Annotated in this window: 14 protein-coding genes and 1 tRNA gene; 12 read left to right on the forward strand and 3 right to left on the reverse strand. The window is 57.6% G+C overall.

The genetic code is table 11. The features are described 5' to 3' along the window. Positions 1 to 37: 37 nt before the first annotated feature. Positions 38 to 2,191 carry a YccS family putative transporter gene (gene yccS, locus Q0753_RS01965; RefSeq protein WP_298716376.1) on the reverse strand — a complete coding sequence of 718 codons (2,154 nt, stop codon included), beginning with the start codon at positions 2,189 to 2,191 and terminating at the stop codon, positions 38 to 40. Positions 2,192 to 2,314: 123 nt separating this feature from the next. Further along, positions 2,315 to 2,974: a Bax inhibitor-1/YccA family protein gene (locus tag Q0753_RS01970; RefSeq protein WP_298716378.1), complete on the reverse strand. Its 660-nt coding sequence runs from the start codon at positions 2,972 to 2,974 to the stop codon at positions 2,315 to 2,317. 267 nt (positions 2,975 to 3,241) lie between these two features. On the opposite strand from Q0753_RS01970, the gene Q0753_RS01975 reads away from it, so the two are divergent. The 5 genes from Q0753_RS01975 (at position 3,242) to Q0753_RS01995 (ending at position 9,502) form a co-directional block, all read left to right on the forward strand. Continuing rightward, a tRNA-Ser gene (locus tag Q0753_RS01975) sits at positions 3,242 to 3,332 on the forward strand. An 80-nt stretch (positions 3,333 to 3,412) separates the two neighbouring features. After that, a complete protein-coding gene (locus Q0753_RS01980) occupies positions 3,413 to 4,075 on the forward strand; it encodes a TIGR01621 family pseudouridine synthase (RefSeq protein ID WP_298716380.1) in 663 nt (220 codons plus the stop codon). A gap of 45 nt (positions 4,076 to 4,120) precedes the next feature. Further along, positions 4,121 to 4,810 carry an SDR family NAD(P)-dependent oxidoreductase gene (locus Q0753_RS01985; RefSeq protein ID WP_298716383.1) on the forward strand — a complete coding sequence of 230 codons (690 nt, stop codon included), beginning with the start codon at positions 4,121 to 4,123 and terminating at the stop codon, positions 4,808 to 4,810. 82 nt (positions 4,811 to 4,892) lie between these two features. Next, positions 4,893 to 7,769, forward strand: coding sequence for a phosphoenolpyruvate--protein phosphotransferase (gene ptsP / locus Q0753_RS01990; RefSeq protein ID WP_298716386.1), 2,877 nt, complete (start codon positions 4,893 to 4,895; stop codon positions 7,767 to 7,769). Continuing rightward, positions 7,766 to 9,502 (forward strand): PTS fructose-like transporter subunit IIB, encoded by a 1,737-nt coding sequence (locus Q0753_RS01995; protein WP_298716389.1) that lies wholly within the window; start codon positions 7,766 to 7,768, stop codon positions 9,500 to 9,502. The genes ptsP and Q0753_RS01995 overlap by 4 nt, the downstream gene beginning before the upstream one ends. 180 nt (positions 9,503 to 9,682) lie before the next feature. On the opposite strand, the gene ribA is transcribed toward Q0753_RS01995, so the two are convergent. After that, positions 9,683 to 10,276, reverse strand: a complete 594-nt coding sequence (ribA, locus tag Q0753_RS02000) for a GTP cyclohydrolase II (protein WP_298716392.1) — start codon at positions 10,274 to 10,276, stop codon at positions 9,683 to 9,685. A gap of 478 nt (positions 10,277 to 10,754) precedes the next feature. On the opposite strand from ribA, the gene cmk reads away from it, so the two are divergent. The 7 genes from cmk to Q0753_RS02035 all read left to right on the forward strand — a co-directional run bounded on the left by cmk (position 10,755) and on the right by Q0753_RS02035 (position 16,833). Beyond that, on the forward strand, positions 10,755 to 11,432 hold the full coding sequence (gene cmk, locus Q0753_RS02005; protein WP_298716394.1) for a (d)CMP kinase: 678 nt from the start codon (positions 10,755 to 10,757) through the stop codon (positions 11,430 to 11,432). Between the two features lie 158 nt (positions 11,433 to 11,590). Then, a complete protein-coding gene (gene rpsA, locus Q0753_RS02010; protein ID WP_298716398.1) occupies positions 11,591 to 13,264 on the forward strand; it encodes a 30S ribosomal protein S1 in 1,674 nt (557 codons plus the stop codon). 69 nt (positions 13,265 to 13,333) lie between these two features. Continuing rightward, positions 13,334 to 13,615: an integration host factor subunit beta gene (ihfB, locus tag Q0753_RS02015; RefSeq protein WP_104485045.1), complete on the forward strand. Its 282-nt coding sequence runs from the start codon at positions 13,334 to 13,336 to the stop codon at positions 13,613 to 13,615. A gap of 108 nt (positions 13,616 to 13,723) precedes the next feature. Beyond that, on the forward strand, positions 13,724 to 14,011 hold the full coding sequence (locus Q0753_RS02020; RefSeq protein ID WP_298716412.1) for a LapA family protein: 288 nt from the start codon (positions 13,724 to 13,726) through the stop codon (positions 14,009 to 14,011). Between the two features lie 8 nt (positions 14,012 to 14,019). Further along, positions 14,020 to 15,189, forward strand: a complete 1,170-nt coding sequence (lapB, locus tag Q0753_RS02025; RefSeq protein ID WP_298716413.1) for a lipopolysaccharide assembly protein LapB — start codon at positions 14,020 to 14,022, stop codon at positions 15,187 to 15,189. Between the two features lie 116 nt (positions 15,190 to 15,305). Beyond that, on the forward strand, positions 15,306 to 16,019 hold the full coding sequence (pyrF, locus tag Q0753_RS02030) for an orotidine-5'-phosphate decarboxylase (protein WP_298716415.1): 714 nt from the start codon (positions 15,306 to 15,308) through the stop codon (positions 16,017 to 16,019). 592 nt (positions 16,020 to 16,611) lie between these two features. Continuing rightward, a complete protein-coding gene (locus Q0753_RS02035; protein ID WP_298716417.1) occupies positions 16,612 to 16,833 on the forward strand; it encodes a DUF3820 family protein in 222 nt (73 codons plus the stop codon). Positions 16,834 to 16,891: the final 58 nt, after the last annotated feature.

Consider the following 16,891-nt stretch of genomic DNA (forward strand, 5'->3'; position numbering starts at 1 on the left):
ATTTACTCATCTTCTTTATCCTCTGGAGTCGGCGATTTTACCCAAGTCCCGGACCGGGTGCATCTTTCTCCGGCGTTTGCTGCTGAAAGCCGCGAGCCAGCTGATAGAGATCGTTGACCAGCAGGGTGATATGCCCCAGCAACTGCCGACTGAGGATCAGCCATTCGTCGTCGCTATCGGCGTCGAGGGCGCCGGTCGGCAGTGGCGGATAGACCGGCAAGGTGTCTGCGCTGCGCAAGGCACGAGCCGAGGCCAGCAGGCGGGATACCAGCTGTTGTATCTGTTCGTCCTGCAGAGGAGCGCTGTGTCTGCGATGGGCACCCAGGGTCGACAGATACGACAGCAGCGCATGGTTGCGATAGGCAATATCGAAACACAGGTTCAGCCAGTATCTGGGCACCGGCTCGACTCGAATATTTTGCCAGGCCAGTGCCAGCTGATTGTCCGCCAGATGCGCCTGTTTGCGCGGCAGCCGGTAGTCGAGTTCATCATCCCGGCCCTGGGCAAACTGGCGGGCAATGGCTGAGAGATAATGGGCATTGGCTTCCATGGCATCGGCCATCAACCGGGGCAGATGGCGGCGCTGCCAGTCGGGCCAGATAAACCAGACCGCCACAAAGGCCAGGGCACAACCGGCCAGGGTGTCGAATAACCGGGGCAGAAATACCGGCTCGACAACGCCGGCCTGCAGGTTGAAGGCCAGCAGTACGAACAGGGTAACAAAGCCCACCGCCCAGCTGTAATAGACCTTGACCTGGGTAAAGAAGATAAAAATGCACAGCAGCAGTATCACCAGTTGGGCGCCGACCGAGGGAAAGAGGTAGAGCAGCGGAATGCCGGCCACTATGCCGCCCAGGGTACCCAGCGTTCGTTGCACCAGTCGCTTGCGGGTGGCGCTGAAGCTGGGCTGACAGACAAAAAGAATGGTCAGCAGTATCCAGTAGCCGCGTTCCAGCTCCAGGCTGGCGATCAGGCTGTAGCCGAGGGCAAAGCACAGGCTCAGGCGTACGCCGTGGCGAAACAACAGCGAATTGGGATGCAGCAGCGCCTTGAGCTTGGGCCAGAACGGCACCGGCTCCGGGCGGGCCAGTTCAACGGAGACCGCTTCGGACAGCGGCTGGCGCCGGGTCAGCGCCTCGGCCCGTAACAGAGCCTGATGCAGGTGTGCCATGTTGCGGCCCAGAAATTTCATCGGGCTGAGCAGGGAGCGGGGATAGTGCCGCTTGAGGTGGCTATAATCCAGCTGATCCTGCAGGGCACTCAGTTCCCAGCTGATGCGTTTGCTGTGTTGATAGTCATTATGGGTGAGAATGGCATAGCCGAGCCGGTAGCAGGCTTCGCCCAGCTCCACCAGCAGGGTCTGATAACCGGCCAGCACATCCACCTGTTTCAGATCCCGGTTCAGTTGCTGATAGGAATAATGACTGGAAGTGGCGCGTTCGTGCATCTCCTGCACCAGCAGATAGAGTGCCAGCAGACGGCCCAGTTCCCGCTCCTGTTTTTCCCTGCCCTGAATACGGCGATTCAGTATCAGTTTGGTGGTTTCCAGGGCGCTGACCAGCTGGATATTGAGCTGGGCCAGCTGATGGCGCAAATGCTGATGCTGCTCTTCGGGGCTGTCGAAGAAGCGGGATTTTTCCAGCAGATAGCGGGACAGGGCAAAGTAGCACTGGGCCAGTTGTTCGTGCACCTGCTTGTAGGGCCAGACCAGCAGCACCAACCACGACAGCAGACCGTACCAGGCCGCCCCCAGGGTCAGCAGCAGCGGCTGATACCAGAACGAAGGACTGTCGGCGTGGCCCTGCATGGCATAGAGCGACACCAGCAGGGTGCCGAATCCCAGAGTACCGGCACCGGGCCCCCAGGCTCCCATCAGGATCAGCACCAAGGTACTGAGCACCAGCAGCGGGCCGAACAATAGGGGACTGTCGATGAACAGGTTCACCAGGGTGATGGCGCCGAAAAAGCACAACAGGCTCAGCAGCAGATGGCGCAGTCGGCCTTTGGGATCCTGATCCACTTCGCTCAGGGCACCGGCCATGGCGCCCAGGGTCAGGGTGACGGCGGCAGGCGTCTGCTCCAGCCACCAGCCGGGTAACAGCAGGCTGGTCATGGCCAGCAGCACTTTCAGGGCAAAGAAGAAATGGCTGTCAGTAAAGACGCGCCTGATCCAGAGGGTTGCGGGAGACATAGGACACTTTCACAATACCGGGCTTTACGTCCGATAATACGCGAGTCGGCCCCGAACAACAGACATTGCGGCCACAAAAAAGCCCCATGAAGGGGCTTTTTACACTCGATGAGCGGGGAAGCATTAATCCCGGCTCAGACCCAGCAGTTGCAGCAGGCTGAGGAAGATGTTGAAGATGGACACATAGAGCGTCACGGTGGCGGAGATATAGTTCTGCTCGCCGCCGTGGATGATGGCGCTGGTCTGCATCAGGATGGCGCCGGACGAGAACAGAATGAACAGCGCGCTCAGGGCCAGGCTCAGCGCCGGCAGGGCCAGGAAGATATTGGCGACGATACCGACCAGCAGTACTACGAAGCCCGCCATCATCATGCCGCCGAGGAAGGACATGTCCTTCTTGGTGGTCAGCACATAGGCCGACAGCGACAGGAAGGTCAGGGCAGTACCACCCAGCGCCAGCATCACGGTTTCGGTACCGGAGGCGGTGCTCAGGTAATAGTTGATGATGGGCCCTATGGTGTAACCGGTGAAGGCGGTAAAGGCGAAGATGAACAGCAGACCCAGGCTGCTGTTGCGGTTACGCTCGGTCAGGTACATCAAGCCGTAAAAACCGACCAGGGTAATGATGAGGCCCGGGCGGGGCAGGGCCAGCATGGCACTGACGCCGGCCGACAAGGAGGCCACCACCAGCGTCAGGCCCAGCAGCATATAGGTGTTGCGCAGTACCTTGTTGGTCGCCAGTGCGCTCGACTGGGCACGGGACAGAGTATCGTTATATCGCATCGTTCAGACTCCTTTAGTGTCTAAAACCTGTTTCCGGCCTGCCTTCGAGTCAACCATCTTCGAGTCAATCATAGAAGAACAGGGCGGCTAAAAAATAATTCCGGTCATTTGGACATAACATGACCCGGTTGTCGAGCTTTCTATTCCCGAATTCAAGGGCTTGCCCCGTGAATTTGCGGTGAAGTGATCACAAAATGCCCACTCGCACCAATATTGGTATTTATCAGTTTACAAGACAGTCCGGCCTTGGGTAGTATGCACGGCGTCGGAGGGGTGGCAGAGTGGTTGAATGCACCGGTCTTGAAAACCGGCATGGGTTTATAGCCCATCCAGGGTTCAAATCCCTGCTCCTCCGCCAGACCACAGAAAAGCCCGCTGCGTTTATTCGCAGCGGGCTTTTTGCATTCAAGCGCTACAGACCCTGGCTCAGAGGCCCTCATGGACATTCTGCTGGAACATCGCGATTACCTCGTTATCAACAAGGCCGCCGGCATCGGCATGCATCAGGAAGGGGAACAGTCCGGGCTGGTACGCCAGCTCGGCGAAACCCTGGGCGAGGCCCTGTATCCGGTACATCGGCTGGACAAGATCACCACCGGCGTTCTGCTGCTGGCGCGTAACCCGGACGCCAACCGCGAACTCAGCCGCCAGTTTGCCGAACGCAGCACCCGCAAATGGTATCTGGCGCTGTCGGATAAAAAACCGAACAAAAAGCAGGGCCTGATCAAGGGCGACATGGAAAAAGCACGCGGCGGCAGCTGGAAGCTGTGTCGCACCCAGCACAATCCGGCCATTACCCGTTTTCACAGCGGCTTGCTGGGCGAGGGTTTGCGCGGTTTTCTGCTGCAGCCGCAGACCGGCAAGACGCATCAGTTACGAGTCGCGCTGAAAAGCCAGGGTAGTCCCATTCTGGGGGACAGCCGCTACGGTGGTAGCGCGGCCGACCGAGGCTATCTGCATGCCTGGCAGTTAAGCTTCTCCTATCAGGGCGAGCAGATCACGGTAAGGGCGCCACTGAGCGAAGGCGAGCAGTTCATCAGCCACGCCGCCGAGCTGGAAAGCTGGGCTACGTCATTGATGGCGGTAACAAAAGTCGACTAAACTCGGTCATCCTTCACAACGAATGTGAACACAGGGAGAGACCGAATGGACTATTGGATCATGGGCGGCGGCGGCATCGGTTGCGCGCTGGCGCAGGCCTGCCTTGAACGTGGCGATACAGTGTCGCTGTTCAGTCGAACCGACCCCGGTATGGCGGGCGCAGACTGGCTGGCGGTGGACAACACGGATCTCGAGGCGCTGGCTGAAGCCACTCGGGAGCTGCCGTTACCGGATCGGGTCATCAATACCCTGGGCATGCTTCATCAGGATGAACAGCAGCCGGAAAAGCGCATCGAACAATGCACCGAGGCGGCGCTGACCAACAGTATTCACATCAACACCTGGCCCACTCTGGCCATGGCCCGGTTACTTTCTTCCCGTCTGTCACGCCGGCAACCACTGCAGTTTGCCGCCCTGTCGGCACGGGTGGGCAGCATCAGCGACAACCGGGCCGGCGGCTGGTACAGCTACCGTATCAGCAAGGCGGCACTCAACATGGCGATCAAAACTCTGGGCATAGAGTGGCAACGGCGCTTTCCCGCCGCTTCTGTGGTGGGGCTGCATCCGGGCACCGTCGCCACCGGCTTGTCGGCGCCGTTTCGGGCCGGTTTGGCCGAGGGCCAACTGCATAGCCCGCAACAAACGGCGCAACACCTACTGGCGGTACTCGACGGCCTTGGGCCCGAGCAGTCCGGCCGAATCTTCGCCTGGGACGGGCAGGAAATTCAGCCCTGATGGTACCGAGTCGTTGTTTGCAACGAGTCGGCAGTTGTGATGTTGAACATCCGTTCTTCTTTGTTCATCAGCGAGTGACGCCATGCTTTCACTGACGGCACAAGATGTAAAAACCGGTGTGCCCCTGGCCGACAAGGCCGCGGTCATTCAGGCCCTGGCCGACTGGCTGCAACAGGACGGCCATGTGGCTGCCGGTTACGGTGCCGGCCTGCTGGCGCGTGAGGCACAAGCCGCCACCTACCTGGGCCAGGGGATTGCCATTCCCCACGGTACGCAGGAGAGTCGCCATCTGATCAAAAAAACCGGCATCAAGGTGATGCATCTGCCCGATGGGGTCCCCTGGGATGATGGCGAAAAAGCCTACCTGGTGCTGGGTATTGCCGCCCGCTCCGACGAGCACCTGGACCTGCTTAAACAACTGGCCCGCACCCTGTCGCGAGACGGCTTGCTTGAACGGGTCAAGGCCATTCGGGAGCCGCAGCAAGTATTGCAACTGTTGCAGGACGACAGCGGGTCGAGTACCGAAACGGAGCTGATGCTCAGTGTCGAGCAGCTGGCCGTCAAGGCCGATGCCGGCTCACTGGAGCAACTGCTCGAACAGGCCGCGACGCTGATGTCATTGATCCCGAGTGAAGCGACGGCGTTGCAGCAGAGCGATGCCATGCATATCGGTCAGGGCTGGTGGCTGCAGCAGACTCCGACCGGTGAGCAGCCCCGAATGGCGTTGCTGACCGCCGCCAGCACTGACATTGTTCATCGCCGACAGCCGGTGAACGGTGTGCTGGCCCTGGCGGTCAAGGGCATGGCACACAAGACGCTGCTGAACCGAATCGCCGACTGGCTGGCGGCGGGCCGAGGGGCAGAGCTGGCGGGGTTGGGCTCGGCCGAGGAGCTGTTGAACGCGCTACAACGAGGTCCTGGCTCCGCCAACCGCCATCAACGGTTGGCGGTGGTGCGCAATAGCCACGGCCTGCATGCCCGCCCCGGCGCCATGCTGGTCCAGGCCGCCAAGTCATTCGAGACGGATATTCAGGTCTGCAATCTCGACGGTGACCAACACTGGGTATCGGCCAAGAGCCTGATGCAGGTGATAGGGCTGGGCGTCAAGCACGGGCACCGGCTGCTGTTCAAAGCCGAAGGCCCCGATGCCGATTCGGCCCTTAATGCCTTGACGGAAGCGGTAAGCGGAGGCTTGGGGGAGAAGCTGGTGTCGCCGGAGCCGAAGGCCGACGCGGTGGAGGTGCGTGAACCGCAAGGCATAGCGCTCAATACTCGGGTGCAAGGGGTGGCCGCCTCACCCGGCGTGGCCATAGGGCCGATATTCGTGGACGCCCCTGTGCCGTTCGATTATCCGCAACAGGCCGGAGATGCCGAGGCCGAACAGCAAAAGCTTGAAGGTGCCATCAAGCAGGCCGGCGAGGAGTTGAATGCCACCTTGCGCCAGACTCGTGATACCCAGGCGCGGGATATGATGCGCATGCATGGAGAGTTGCTGGCCGACGCGTCCCTGATGCAGGGCGTGACCGGCCGTATCAAACAGGGCCTGTCTGCCGCCGCCGCCTGGTGGAGCGAAATTGACGCCGCCGCTGCCCGGCAGGCGGCCAGCGATGATGCCTTGCTGGCGGAGCGGGCCGCCGATATTCGTGATATTGGCCGTCGAGTGATGGCGATGTTGTGTCATCGCCGTTTGCCATCCCCACCTACACATCCTTACCTTTGGCTGGCGCAGGATATTGGCCCCTCGCAGTTGGTCAATCTGGATACGAGTCGGGTGCTTGGGCTGGTAACCGTGGGCGGTGGTGCCTCCTCGCACAGCATGATTCTGGCTCGTGCGCTGGGTATTCCGGCATTGGTGGCGGTGGATGAGGCGGTGATGACCTTGCCGTCGGGCACCGAAGCCATGCTTAATGGCGATGACGGTACGCTCTGGATTGCGCCCGAGGCGGCGGTGCTGGAACAGGCTCGTGCCCGCCAACAAGAAGAGCAGGAACGGGCGGAGCAGGACTGGACGCATCGACACGACGCCGCCATCACCCGGGACGGGCATCGGGTGGCGGTGGCCGCCAACCTGGGCGATACCGCCCGGGCACAAGAGGTGGCGGATGCGGGTGCCGCCGGGGTAGGGCTGCTGCGTACCGAGTTTATGTTTATGGCCCGGCGCAGCGCACCGGATTTAACAGAGCAATTGGCGCTTTACCGGCAAGCGTTTGATGCCCTGGAGGGCAAGCCGCTGCTGGTGCGTACCCTGGATGTGGGCGGCGACAAACCCCTGCCTTACTGGCCGATGCCCAAAGAAGACAATCCTTTTCTCGGCGTACGCGGTATTCGGCTGTGCATGCAAAAGTCCGAGGTGCTGGAAACCCAGTTGCGCGCCTTGTTGATGGCGGCCGGCGACAAACCGCTGCGGATTATGTTTCCGATGGTGGCCGACTGGTCGGAGTGGCGCTGGGCCAAGGCCCGGTTCGATACCATTCAGGCCGAGGTGCAGGCAACGAATGTACAGCTCGGTATCATGGTGGAGGTGCCTGCCGTTGCCCTCAATGCCGCTGTATTTGCCGAAGAGGTCGACTTTTTCAGTATCGGCACCAACGATTTGACCCAGTACACCCTGGCGATGGACAGGGGAAACGGCGGGCTGGCCAGACTCTCGGATGGTCTTCATCCCTCGGTGCTGCGCTTGATCAAGATGACGGTGAATGCCGCTCATGCCAAGGGTAAATGGGTAGGTATCTGTGGGGAGCTGGGCTCGGATCCGCAGGCGCTGCCGTTGTTGCTGGGATTGGGGGTGGACGAACTATCGGTCAGTCTCAAGCGGGTGCCGTTTATCAAGGCGCAAGTACGTGACTGGCGCCTGAGTCGCTGCCGGCAGCTGGCCGAACAGGCCTTGCGGGCAGTCGATGCTCCGGCGGTACGACGACTGGTAGCCGCAGCGCAACGCGAGCCGGGAACAGCGCAATGAAAATATTGATTATGACGGCCTGCCCCTGTGGCATGGCCAGCAGTTATCTGGCGGCCCGCTTATTGCGTCAGGCGGCACAGGATCTGGGCTGGCAGGTGAACGTGGAATGTTACAGCCGGCTTGAACCGGTGACCAGCTTCACCCAGACGCAGCTTGATGAGGCCGAGCTGGTGCTGGTGGCGGCGGATACCTTACTGGACGTGTCCCGTTTCATCGGCAAGCCATTGTATCGCAGTGATATTCAATCGGCACTTAACGATCCCAAAGCCTGGCTGCAGCAGGGCAGGACGCAGGCGGTGGTGCAGAAAAAAGGTGAATCGATGGCCGGGGTAAAGCTGGTGGCGATTACTGCCTGTCCGACCGGGGTGGCGCATACCTTTATGTGTGCCGAAGCATTGACTGGGGCCGCCACCGCCATGGAAATTCAGCTCAAGGTGGAAACCCGGGGCTCGGTGGGTGCCCAGCACGCACTGACTGCCGCCGACATCAAAGCCGCGGATGCGGTGATAATAGCGGCGGACATCGAGGTGGATTTGAGCCGATTTGACGGTAAACGGGTGTATCGCACCAGCACCGGCATGGCACTGAAAAAACCGCAATACACCCTGGAGTGCGCCCAGGCCGAAGCCCGATTGTATCGGCACAAGGAGAAGAGCCCGGCGGGAACGGACGGAACCTGCCGGCAAGACGACATTCAACAAGACGTTAAGCAGGCCGGTCCTTATCGGCACCTGCTGACCGGCGTGTCATTCATGTTGCCGATGGTGGTGGCCGGCGGCCTGATCATCGCGCTGTCATTCGTGTTTGGTATCGAGGCCTTTCAGCAGCAAGACAGCCTGGCGGCGGCGTTGATGCAAATTGGCGGCGGCTCGGCCTTTGCTCTGATGATCCCGGTGCTGTCCGGCTACATCGCTTATTCCATTGCCGACCGGCCGGGCATTGCTCCCGGCATGATTGGCGGCATGCTGGCCAGCACCCTGGGTGCCGGTTTTCTTGGTGGCATCATCGGCGGTTTTCTCGCCGGTTACAGCGCGCGAGCTCTGGTGCAGAAGGTACCGATGCCAACCAGCCTGTCGGCACTTAAACCCATATTGATCATTCCGTTGTTTGCCAGCCTCTTTACCGGCCTGGTGATGATTTATGTGGTCGGTGGTCCGGTGGCCTGGGTGATGACCACCCTGACCGAGTTTCTCAATAACATGGGCTCGGCCAACGCGGTACTGCTCGGTATCATCATCGGTGCCATGATGTGTTTCGACATGGGCGGGCCGGTCAACAAGGCGGCCTATGCGTTTTCGGTGGGATTGCTGGCGTCACACACCTATGGTCCCATGGCCGCAGCCATGGCCGCCGGTATGGTGCCGGCACTGGGCATGGGCATCGCCACCCTGTTGGCCCGGCGCAAGTTCAATGTGAGCGAGCGGGAGGCGGGCAAGGCGGCATTGGTGCTGGGGCTGTGCTTTATTTCCGAAGGCGCGATTCCCTTTGCCGCAAGGGATCCGCTGCGAGTGATCCCCAGTTGCATGCTCGGGGGGGCTCTCACCGGGGCTCTGTCCATGTTCTTTGGCGCCAGACTGTTGACGCCCCACGGCGGCATCTTCGTGTTTTTTATCCCCAATGCCATTCAGCCGTTGCTGTGGTACGGGCTGGCCATTGCCGTTGGCGCCATTATGACCGGTGTGCTGTATTCGGTGCTGAAACGCAGCGATGCCCAGCTGCTGGCGGGAAAATAAATCGTGAGGGGTGAAGGGGGAAGGGTGAGGGGTGAGGGGTGAGGGGGTATCTTTTACTCCTTACTCCTTACTCCTCACTCCTTACTCCTCACTCCTCACTCCTCACTCCTCACGATCTAGCACCCACAAAAAAGCTCCGGGCAATGGCCCGGAGCTTTGGTAGCCGCAGAAGCGTTAGCGTCACTCTTTGAGCATATGGCCCAGCTTGCCGGCCTTGGTGTTCAGGTAATCTTCGTTGAAGGGATTGCGACCTTCCTGCAGCGGTATCCGCTCTACCACGTCAATACCGAAGTTTTCCATCGCCTTGACCTTGCGCGGGTTGTTGGTCATCAGCTTCATCTGCTTGACACCCAGACCGTGCAGCATATCGGCACAGATGGTGTAGTCGCGCATGTCGGCAGCAAAGCCCAGTGCGACATTGGCTTCCACCGTGTCCTTGCCCTGATCCTGCAGATGATAGGCATGGATCTTGTTAAGCAGGCCGATGCCTCGTCCTTCCTGACGCACATAGAGCAGTATGCCGCGTCCTTCCTTGGCGATCATTTCCAGCGCCGCCTGCAGCTGAAAGCCGCAGTCGCAACGCAGACTGAACAAGGCGTCACCGGTCAGGCACTCGGAGTGAATGCGGCCCAGTACCGGCTGTCCGTCGTCGATATTTCCCATCACCAGGGCGGCATGATCCTTGCCGGTGCCTTTTTCTTCAAACCCGATCAGGGTAAAGGTGCCCCAGGGTGTTGGCAGTTTTGAGTTTGCCATCCGGGTAACACTGCTCATGGCGTTCCTCTTATGGTTATCAAGTAACAAAAAATGGCGGCCATTGTAAAGCGGATGGGCGTGTAGGTATAGGCGCAATATCGGCGGCGCGCGAACGACTTTCTTTTTGTCGTGTTAATGAATTGTAAGTTATGCCTTTATCTCTCAACTCGGGTATAATGCCGGCCGCGCGGCATCAGGGTCTGTTGACCTTTCGCGGTTAAGTTTTGTTCGAGTTAAACGCGTTTTTATCGCGGCGAGTGGGATGTAGCCTAGTTGTTCTAAGCAAACTCCCACTCAACAAAGAGAAAAATGCGTTTAGCCGAACCCGAAGGGCAGCATTTGTGGCGCCTTTCTACGGCGTTATCGCTTATTGATGGAGAATGACTCCATGGCACAAGCGATGCCTTGTATAAAGCCCCCACAAACTGCTGCAAAAATCATCTCGAAAGGTCAACAGACCCTCGGTGCCCAGACTCATTATTCACTGGAGAATGCCATGACTGAACAAGCTCCCGTCATTACCGTGGATGGCCCAGGCGGCGCCGGCAAGGGCACCCTTTGTCAGTTGCTGGCCGAAAAACTGGAATGGCACCTGCTTGATTCCGGCGCTATCTATCGCGTACTGGCCCTGGCGGCCCGGCATCACAATGTGGCGCTGGACGATGAAGCCGGGCTGATGCCGTTGGCGGCGCATCTGGATGTTCAGTTCCCGGTCGAAGATGGCCATATCAAGACCATCCTCGAGGGAGAAGACGTTTCCCGTGCCATTCGCACCGAACAAATGGGAGACGCCGCCAGCAAGGTGGCCGCCTTTCCCCGGGTGCGAGAAGCCCTGCTGCGTCGTCAGCGCGCTTTTCGGTCCGGCCCCGGTTTGATTGCCGACGGTCGGGACATGGGCACGGTGGTTTTCCCCGATGCACCGGTCAAAATATTTCTCGATGCCAGCGCCGAAGAAAGGGCGCAGCGACGGCTTATTCAGTTGCAAGACAAGGGCTTTGATGTTAGTTTTGACCGTCTTTTAAGCGAAATTCAGACCCGTGACGAGCGCGATCGCAATCGCGCCGTGGCGCCGCTCAAAGCCGCAGCCGATGCGCTGGTGATTGATTCGACGGATTTGTCTATTACACAAGTACTGGACAAAGTGCTGGGTCATACTAGAGTTAAGCTCGGTTAAGCGTTATTTCGGTTAAAAATTTGAAAAGATGACTTAAGCCAAGTTGCTTGTGCAACTTGGCCCTGCCCGCCCCAGGGAAGGGACGGGTCTATACTAATCACCCCATCGGTGCCGGATTGCCCTGTGGATGTTCAACTTAAAAAGTGTATTCATTAAACATGATTGAATCTTTTGCCCAACTCTTTGAAGAGTCTCTGAAAGAACTGGAAACCCGTCCGGGTTCCATTGTTAAAGGTACTGTAGTAGCCATCGAGAACGGTATCGTTCTGGTTGACGCAGGCCTGAAGTCTGAATCCGCTGTCCCTGCCGAGCAGTTTAAAAATGCTCAGGGCGAGCTGGAAGTCAGCGTTGGCGACGTAGTAGACGTAGCGCTGGACGCGGTAGAAGACGGTTTCGGTGAGACTCTGCTTTCCCGTGAAAAAGCGAAGCGCCACGAGTCATGGCTGCAACTGGAAAAAGCCTACGAAGATCAGGAAACCGTTATCGGTGTGATCAACGGCAAGGTCAAGGGTGGCTTCACTGTTGAAGTGAACACCATTCGTGCCTTCCTGCCTGGTTCGCTGGTTGACGTACGCCCGGTACGCGACACGCTGCACCTGGAAGGTAAAGAGCTTGAGTTCAAAGTAATCAAGCTGGATCAGAAGCGCAACAACGTTGTTGTTTCTCGTCGTGCCGTTATCGAAACCGAAAACAGTGCAGAGCGCGAGCAGCTGCTCGAAAATCTGCAGGAAGGCCAGGAAGTCAAGGGTATCGTCAAGAACCTGACCGACTACGGCGCTTTCGTAGACCTGGGCGGCGTAGACGGCCTGCTGCACATCACCGACATGGCTTGGAAGCGCGTTAAGCATCCTTCCGAAATCGTGAACGTGGGTGACGAAATCAACGTTAAGGTGCTGAAGTTCGACCGTGAGCGCACTCGTGTGTCTCTGGGTCTGAAGCAGCTGGGCGAAGATCCGTGGGTTGATATCGCTAACCGTTACCCGGAAGGCACTCGTCTGTCTGGCCGCGTGACCAACCTGACCGACTACGGCTGCTTCGTTGAAATCGAAGAAGGCGTTGAAGGCCTGGTACACGTGTCCGAAATGGACTGGACCAACAAGAACATCCACCCGTCCAAAGTGGTTTCCGTTGGCGACAGCGTAGACGTGATGGTGCTGGATATCGACGAAGAACGTCGTCGTATCTCTCTGGGTCTGAAGCAGTGCAAATCCAACCCGTGGCAGCTGTTTGCGGAAACCCACAACAAGGGTGACCGTGTTTCCGGCAAGATCAAGTCTATCACCGACTTCGGTATCTTCATCGGTCTGGACGGCGGCATCGACGGTCTGGTTCACCTGTCCGACATTTCCTGGAACGCCAACGGTGACGAAGCCGTTCGTGAATTCAAGAAAGGCGACGAGATTGACGCCGTTGTTCTGCAGGTCGATCCCGAGCGCGAGCGCATCAGCCTGGGCGTGAAGCAAATCGACGAAGACCCGTTCAACAAGTACCTGTCTGACAACAAGAAAGGTGCTATCGTTAAGGGTACCATCACTGCCGTTGACGCCAAAGGCGCCGTGGTTGAGATGGAAGAAGGCGTTGAAGGTTATGTCCGCGTTGCCGACATCTCCCGCGACCGCATCGAAGACGCATCCACCGTACTGAAAGTGGGTGAAGAAATCGAAGCGCGTTTCATGGGCGTTGATCGCAAGAACCGCACTCTGAGCCTGTCTATCCGTGCGAAAGACGAAGCTGAAGAGAAAGTGGTAATGGATAGCCTGAACCAGCAACAACCTGAAGATGTTGGTTTGAGTGCCATGGCCGAAGCTTTCAAGGCGGCTAAAGGCGAATAAGCCTGTCCGAGTTCAAAAGGGGGCCTTCGCGCCCCCTTTTTGTTGTCTGATGATCAGGAGAAACACATCATGACCAAATCCGATCTCATTGAAAGACTGTCAGAACAGTACAGCCATCTCTCCGCCAAGGAGGTGGAAAATGCCATCAAGGAAATTCTTGAACAGATGGCATCGACGCTGCAAACAGGGGATCGCATTGAAATCAGAGGTTTTGGCAGCTTTTCATTGCATTATCGGGCCCCCCGTCAGGGCCGTAATCCGAAAACCGGTGAAAAAGTTGAATTGACCGGTAAATATGTACCGCATTTCAAACCCGGTAAAGAATTGCGCGAGCGGGTTAATCCGGCCTGAGCCTATACCGGCTTGTTCCATATCACTTTTTGTGGCAACTCGACTGGCGAGCATTCGGCTTTTACGGGATAATGCCAACACTCGAAATCAGGAAGTTGAGAGGGTAAGGTGAAAATTATTTTTGGCCTGGTAATCCTGGCAATTTTGTTTGCGGTAGGACTGACACTGGGCTCGCAAAATGACCAGTTGGTGCATGTGAACTATCTGCTGGCTCAAGGCGACTATCGTCTTTCCACATTACTGGCAGTGGTATTTGTCGCCGGCTTTTTTATCGGTTGGTTGGTGTTCGGTCTGGTATTGCTGCGTCTCAAGATGAACAACAGTGGTTTGCGCAAGAAAGTCGAGCGTCAACAAAGGGAATTGGAAGAGCTCAGAGCATTGCCCATTAAGGATTGACGAGCCCTATGCTGGAATTGCTGTTTCTGCTGCTTCCGGTCGCAGCTGCCTATGGCTGGTATATGGGGCGCAGAGGAGTCCGGCAGGATGCTCAAAACAAATCCAATCATTTCTCCCGGCAATACGTTGCCGGGCTGAATTTTCTGCTTTCCGATGAGCCTGACAAGGCCGTTGACCTGTTTATTCAATTGCTGCAGGTCGACAGTGAAACCATTGAAACCCACCTTGCTCTCGGTAACCTGTTTCGTTCCCGGGGCGAAGTCGATCGTGCCATTCGCATACATCAGAACCTGATCGCCCGTCCGAACCTGTTACTGGAGCAGCGTCATCTGGCGATGCTGGAGCTGGCTCGCGATTTTTTGGCTGCGGGTCTGCTGGACAGAGCCGAACATATTCTGCTGGAGCTGAAAAACGACCCGGATTATGAAGAAGAAGCCCTGAGCCAGCTGATGCAAATCTATCAGCAGTTAAAAGACTGGGAGCAGGCCATTATCGTGGCCGAGCGGCTCAAGAAACGACAGGGTGTCAAGGCCCTGGTTCCCATTGGGCATTTCTACTGCGAGCTGGCCGAACAGCAATGGCGTCGGCAGGACACCAAGGCTGCCATCGCTCAGCTAAAGAAGGCGCTGAAGGCCGACGCTGGCTGTGTCAGGGCCAATATGCGTCTGGCTGCTATTTATATGACACAGCAACAATGGTCGCAGGCGGCTGTTTGTCTGCTGCAGGTAACCGAGCAGGATGCGGACTTTACCAGCGAGGTATTGGCAGACTTGCAACATTGTTACCAAATGCTGGGTAATGAGGCGGAGTTTGTACAGCGGCTGGAACAGTGGGTTGCCGCCGATAGTGGTGCTACTGCCGTACTGATGCTGGCCGACAAGGTAAGCGAAACACAAGGCGCGCTTGATGCCGAGCAACTGGTATTGTCGCAGCTGCAGCGGCACCCGACCATGAAAGGCTTTTACCGATTGATGTCGTATCATGCGGCCAATGCAGAGCAGGGCAGGGCGCGGGAAAGTCTGGAAATGCTGAAATCGCTGGTGTCCGAGCAAATCAGGCTCAAGCCCAGCCATCGTTGTGGCCAATGCGGCTTTTCTTCACAAACGTTATTCTGGCAATGTCCTTCCTGCAAGCAGTGGGGCAGTATCAAACCGGTGCGTGGTCTCGACGGTGAGTGAATGATAGTGAGGTGAGGGGTGAGGAGAGCCCACATGGGAACCTTGTTTTGCTCTTTACCCCTCACCTCTTACTCCTCACGCCTTACAATCTGTTATAAAAATCAAAAGGTAACCCCATGCAAGACTCAAAAAAACTCGATCCCAAGATCCTGATCGCCCTGGATTTTGCCGATGAACAGCAGGCGCGGGCGCTGATTGCCAAGCTCGATCCGGCCAGCTGCCGACTAAAAGTCGGTAAGGAAATGTTCACCCTGTTCGGACCAGACTTTGTACGGTCTCTGGTGCAGGCCGGATTCGATGTTTTTCTCGATCTCAAGTTTCACGATATTCCCAATACCGTCGCCAAGGCGGTGGCCGCCGCGGCAGAGTTGGGGGTCTGGATGGTGAATGTGCATGCCAGTGGTGGCCCGCGCATGATGCAGGCGGCCCGTGAGGCCTTGTTGCCTTATGGTGACAAGGCGCCCTTGCTGATAGCGGTCACGGTATTGACCAGTATGACCGCCGAAGAGCTGGCACAGGTTGGGGTGCAGAGATCTCCGGCAGAGCACGTGCTGTCTCTGGCGCGGTTGACGCAGGCCGCCGGGCTTGACGGCGTGGTGTGCTCGGCTCAGGAAGCCAGCCTGCTGAAGGCGGAGCTGGGACCCGACTTCAAGCTGATCACGCCCGGTATTCGCCCGGCCGGCAGCGACGCAGGTGATCAACGTCGTATCATGACGCCAGAGCAGGCGGTGAGTGCAGGCAGTGATTATCTGGTGATTGGCCGACCGATCACGCAGGCGGCCGATCCGGCGGCCGTACTGGACCAGATCAATCTTGGCCTGACGGCATAATCATTATTAAAACCGAGCTGTAAGCCATAACCAGCCGTAAGCCATAAGTCTGTCTCTTAGTCACAAGTTTTTGTTGAACTTAATGAGGCCATCAGGCAAAGCGCACTGCTCAGCCGACACGCCGTAAACCCCTCCCTGGGGGCTCAAACCGCGCCATCCCTGGCGCGGATGGCCGGTTGAGCAGACACCCTTTGCCCTCCCGTCGGCAGCGGAGTGGTCTGTCAGTGGTACTCAGCGAAGGCTCTAAGCCCGAAAAGAGGCGGCTGGGTAGCCTCTGAGCATATCTTATGGGCTGACAGAGTAGTGACTAAGAGACAGGCCATAAGTTGTCAGCTTTAAGTTAAAGACAGGCACTATGGCAGTAGAGACGGCGTTATTTCTGCAGGTATGGCGTGTTGTGGGAGGTGGCTCTGTTTCCTCGAGTATCCAGTTTCAAATAGATCACATTTTTGCTTAGATTGGTATCACAGGCTCGTCATACCGTTACTGAATCAAGCTCAGCATGACGATCCAGTTAACACCGATTGTTCTGGCACCGCACATATTGTGTGCTCAAGAGCATAATGATTAACCTGCTCGATAGGGACTTTTCATGACACTACAGTCGTCAGAGCTGCTGAGCATTATCCAAAAGCCGATGCCATTCGGTAAATACCGGGGCCAGCCGTTGCTCCGGCTGCCCATGGCCTATCTGTGTTGGCTGGAGCGCAAAGGCTGGCCTGCCGGCGCCTTGGGGGCCGAGCTGGCGCTGGTATACGAGCTGAAGCTGAACGGCATCGATCAGTCGTTGTATCGATTACTGGAGCGGCGTTAACGGCAGTATATTTTCCGGTGCGAAAAAGCATAAACAAAAAAAGGGCCATATGGCCCTT

Origin of the sequence: uncultured Oceanisphaera sp. (assembly GCF_947495715.1) — a bacterium.
Taxonomy (GTDB): domain Bacteria; phylum Pseudomonadota; class Gammaproteobacteria; order Enterobacterales; family Aeromonadaceae; genus Oceanimonas; species Oceanimonas sediminis.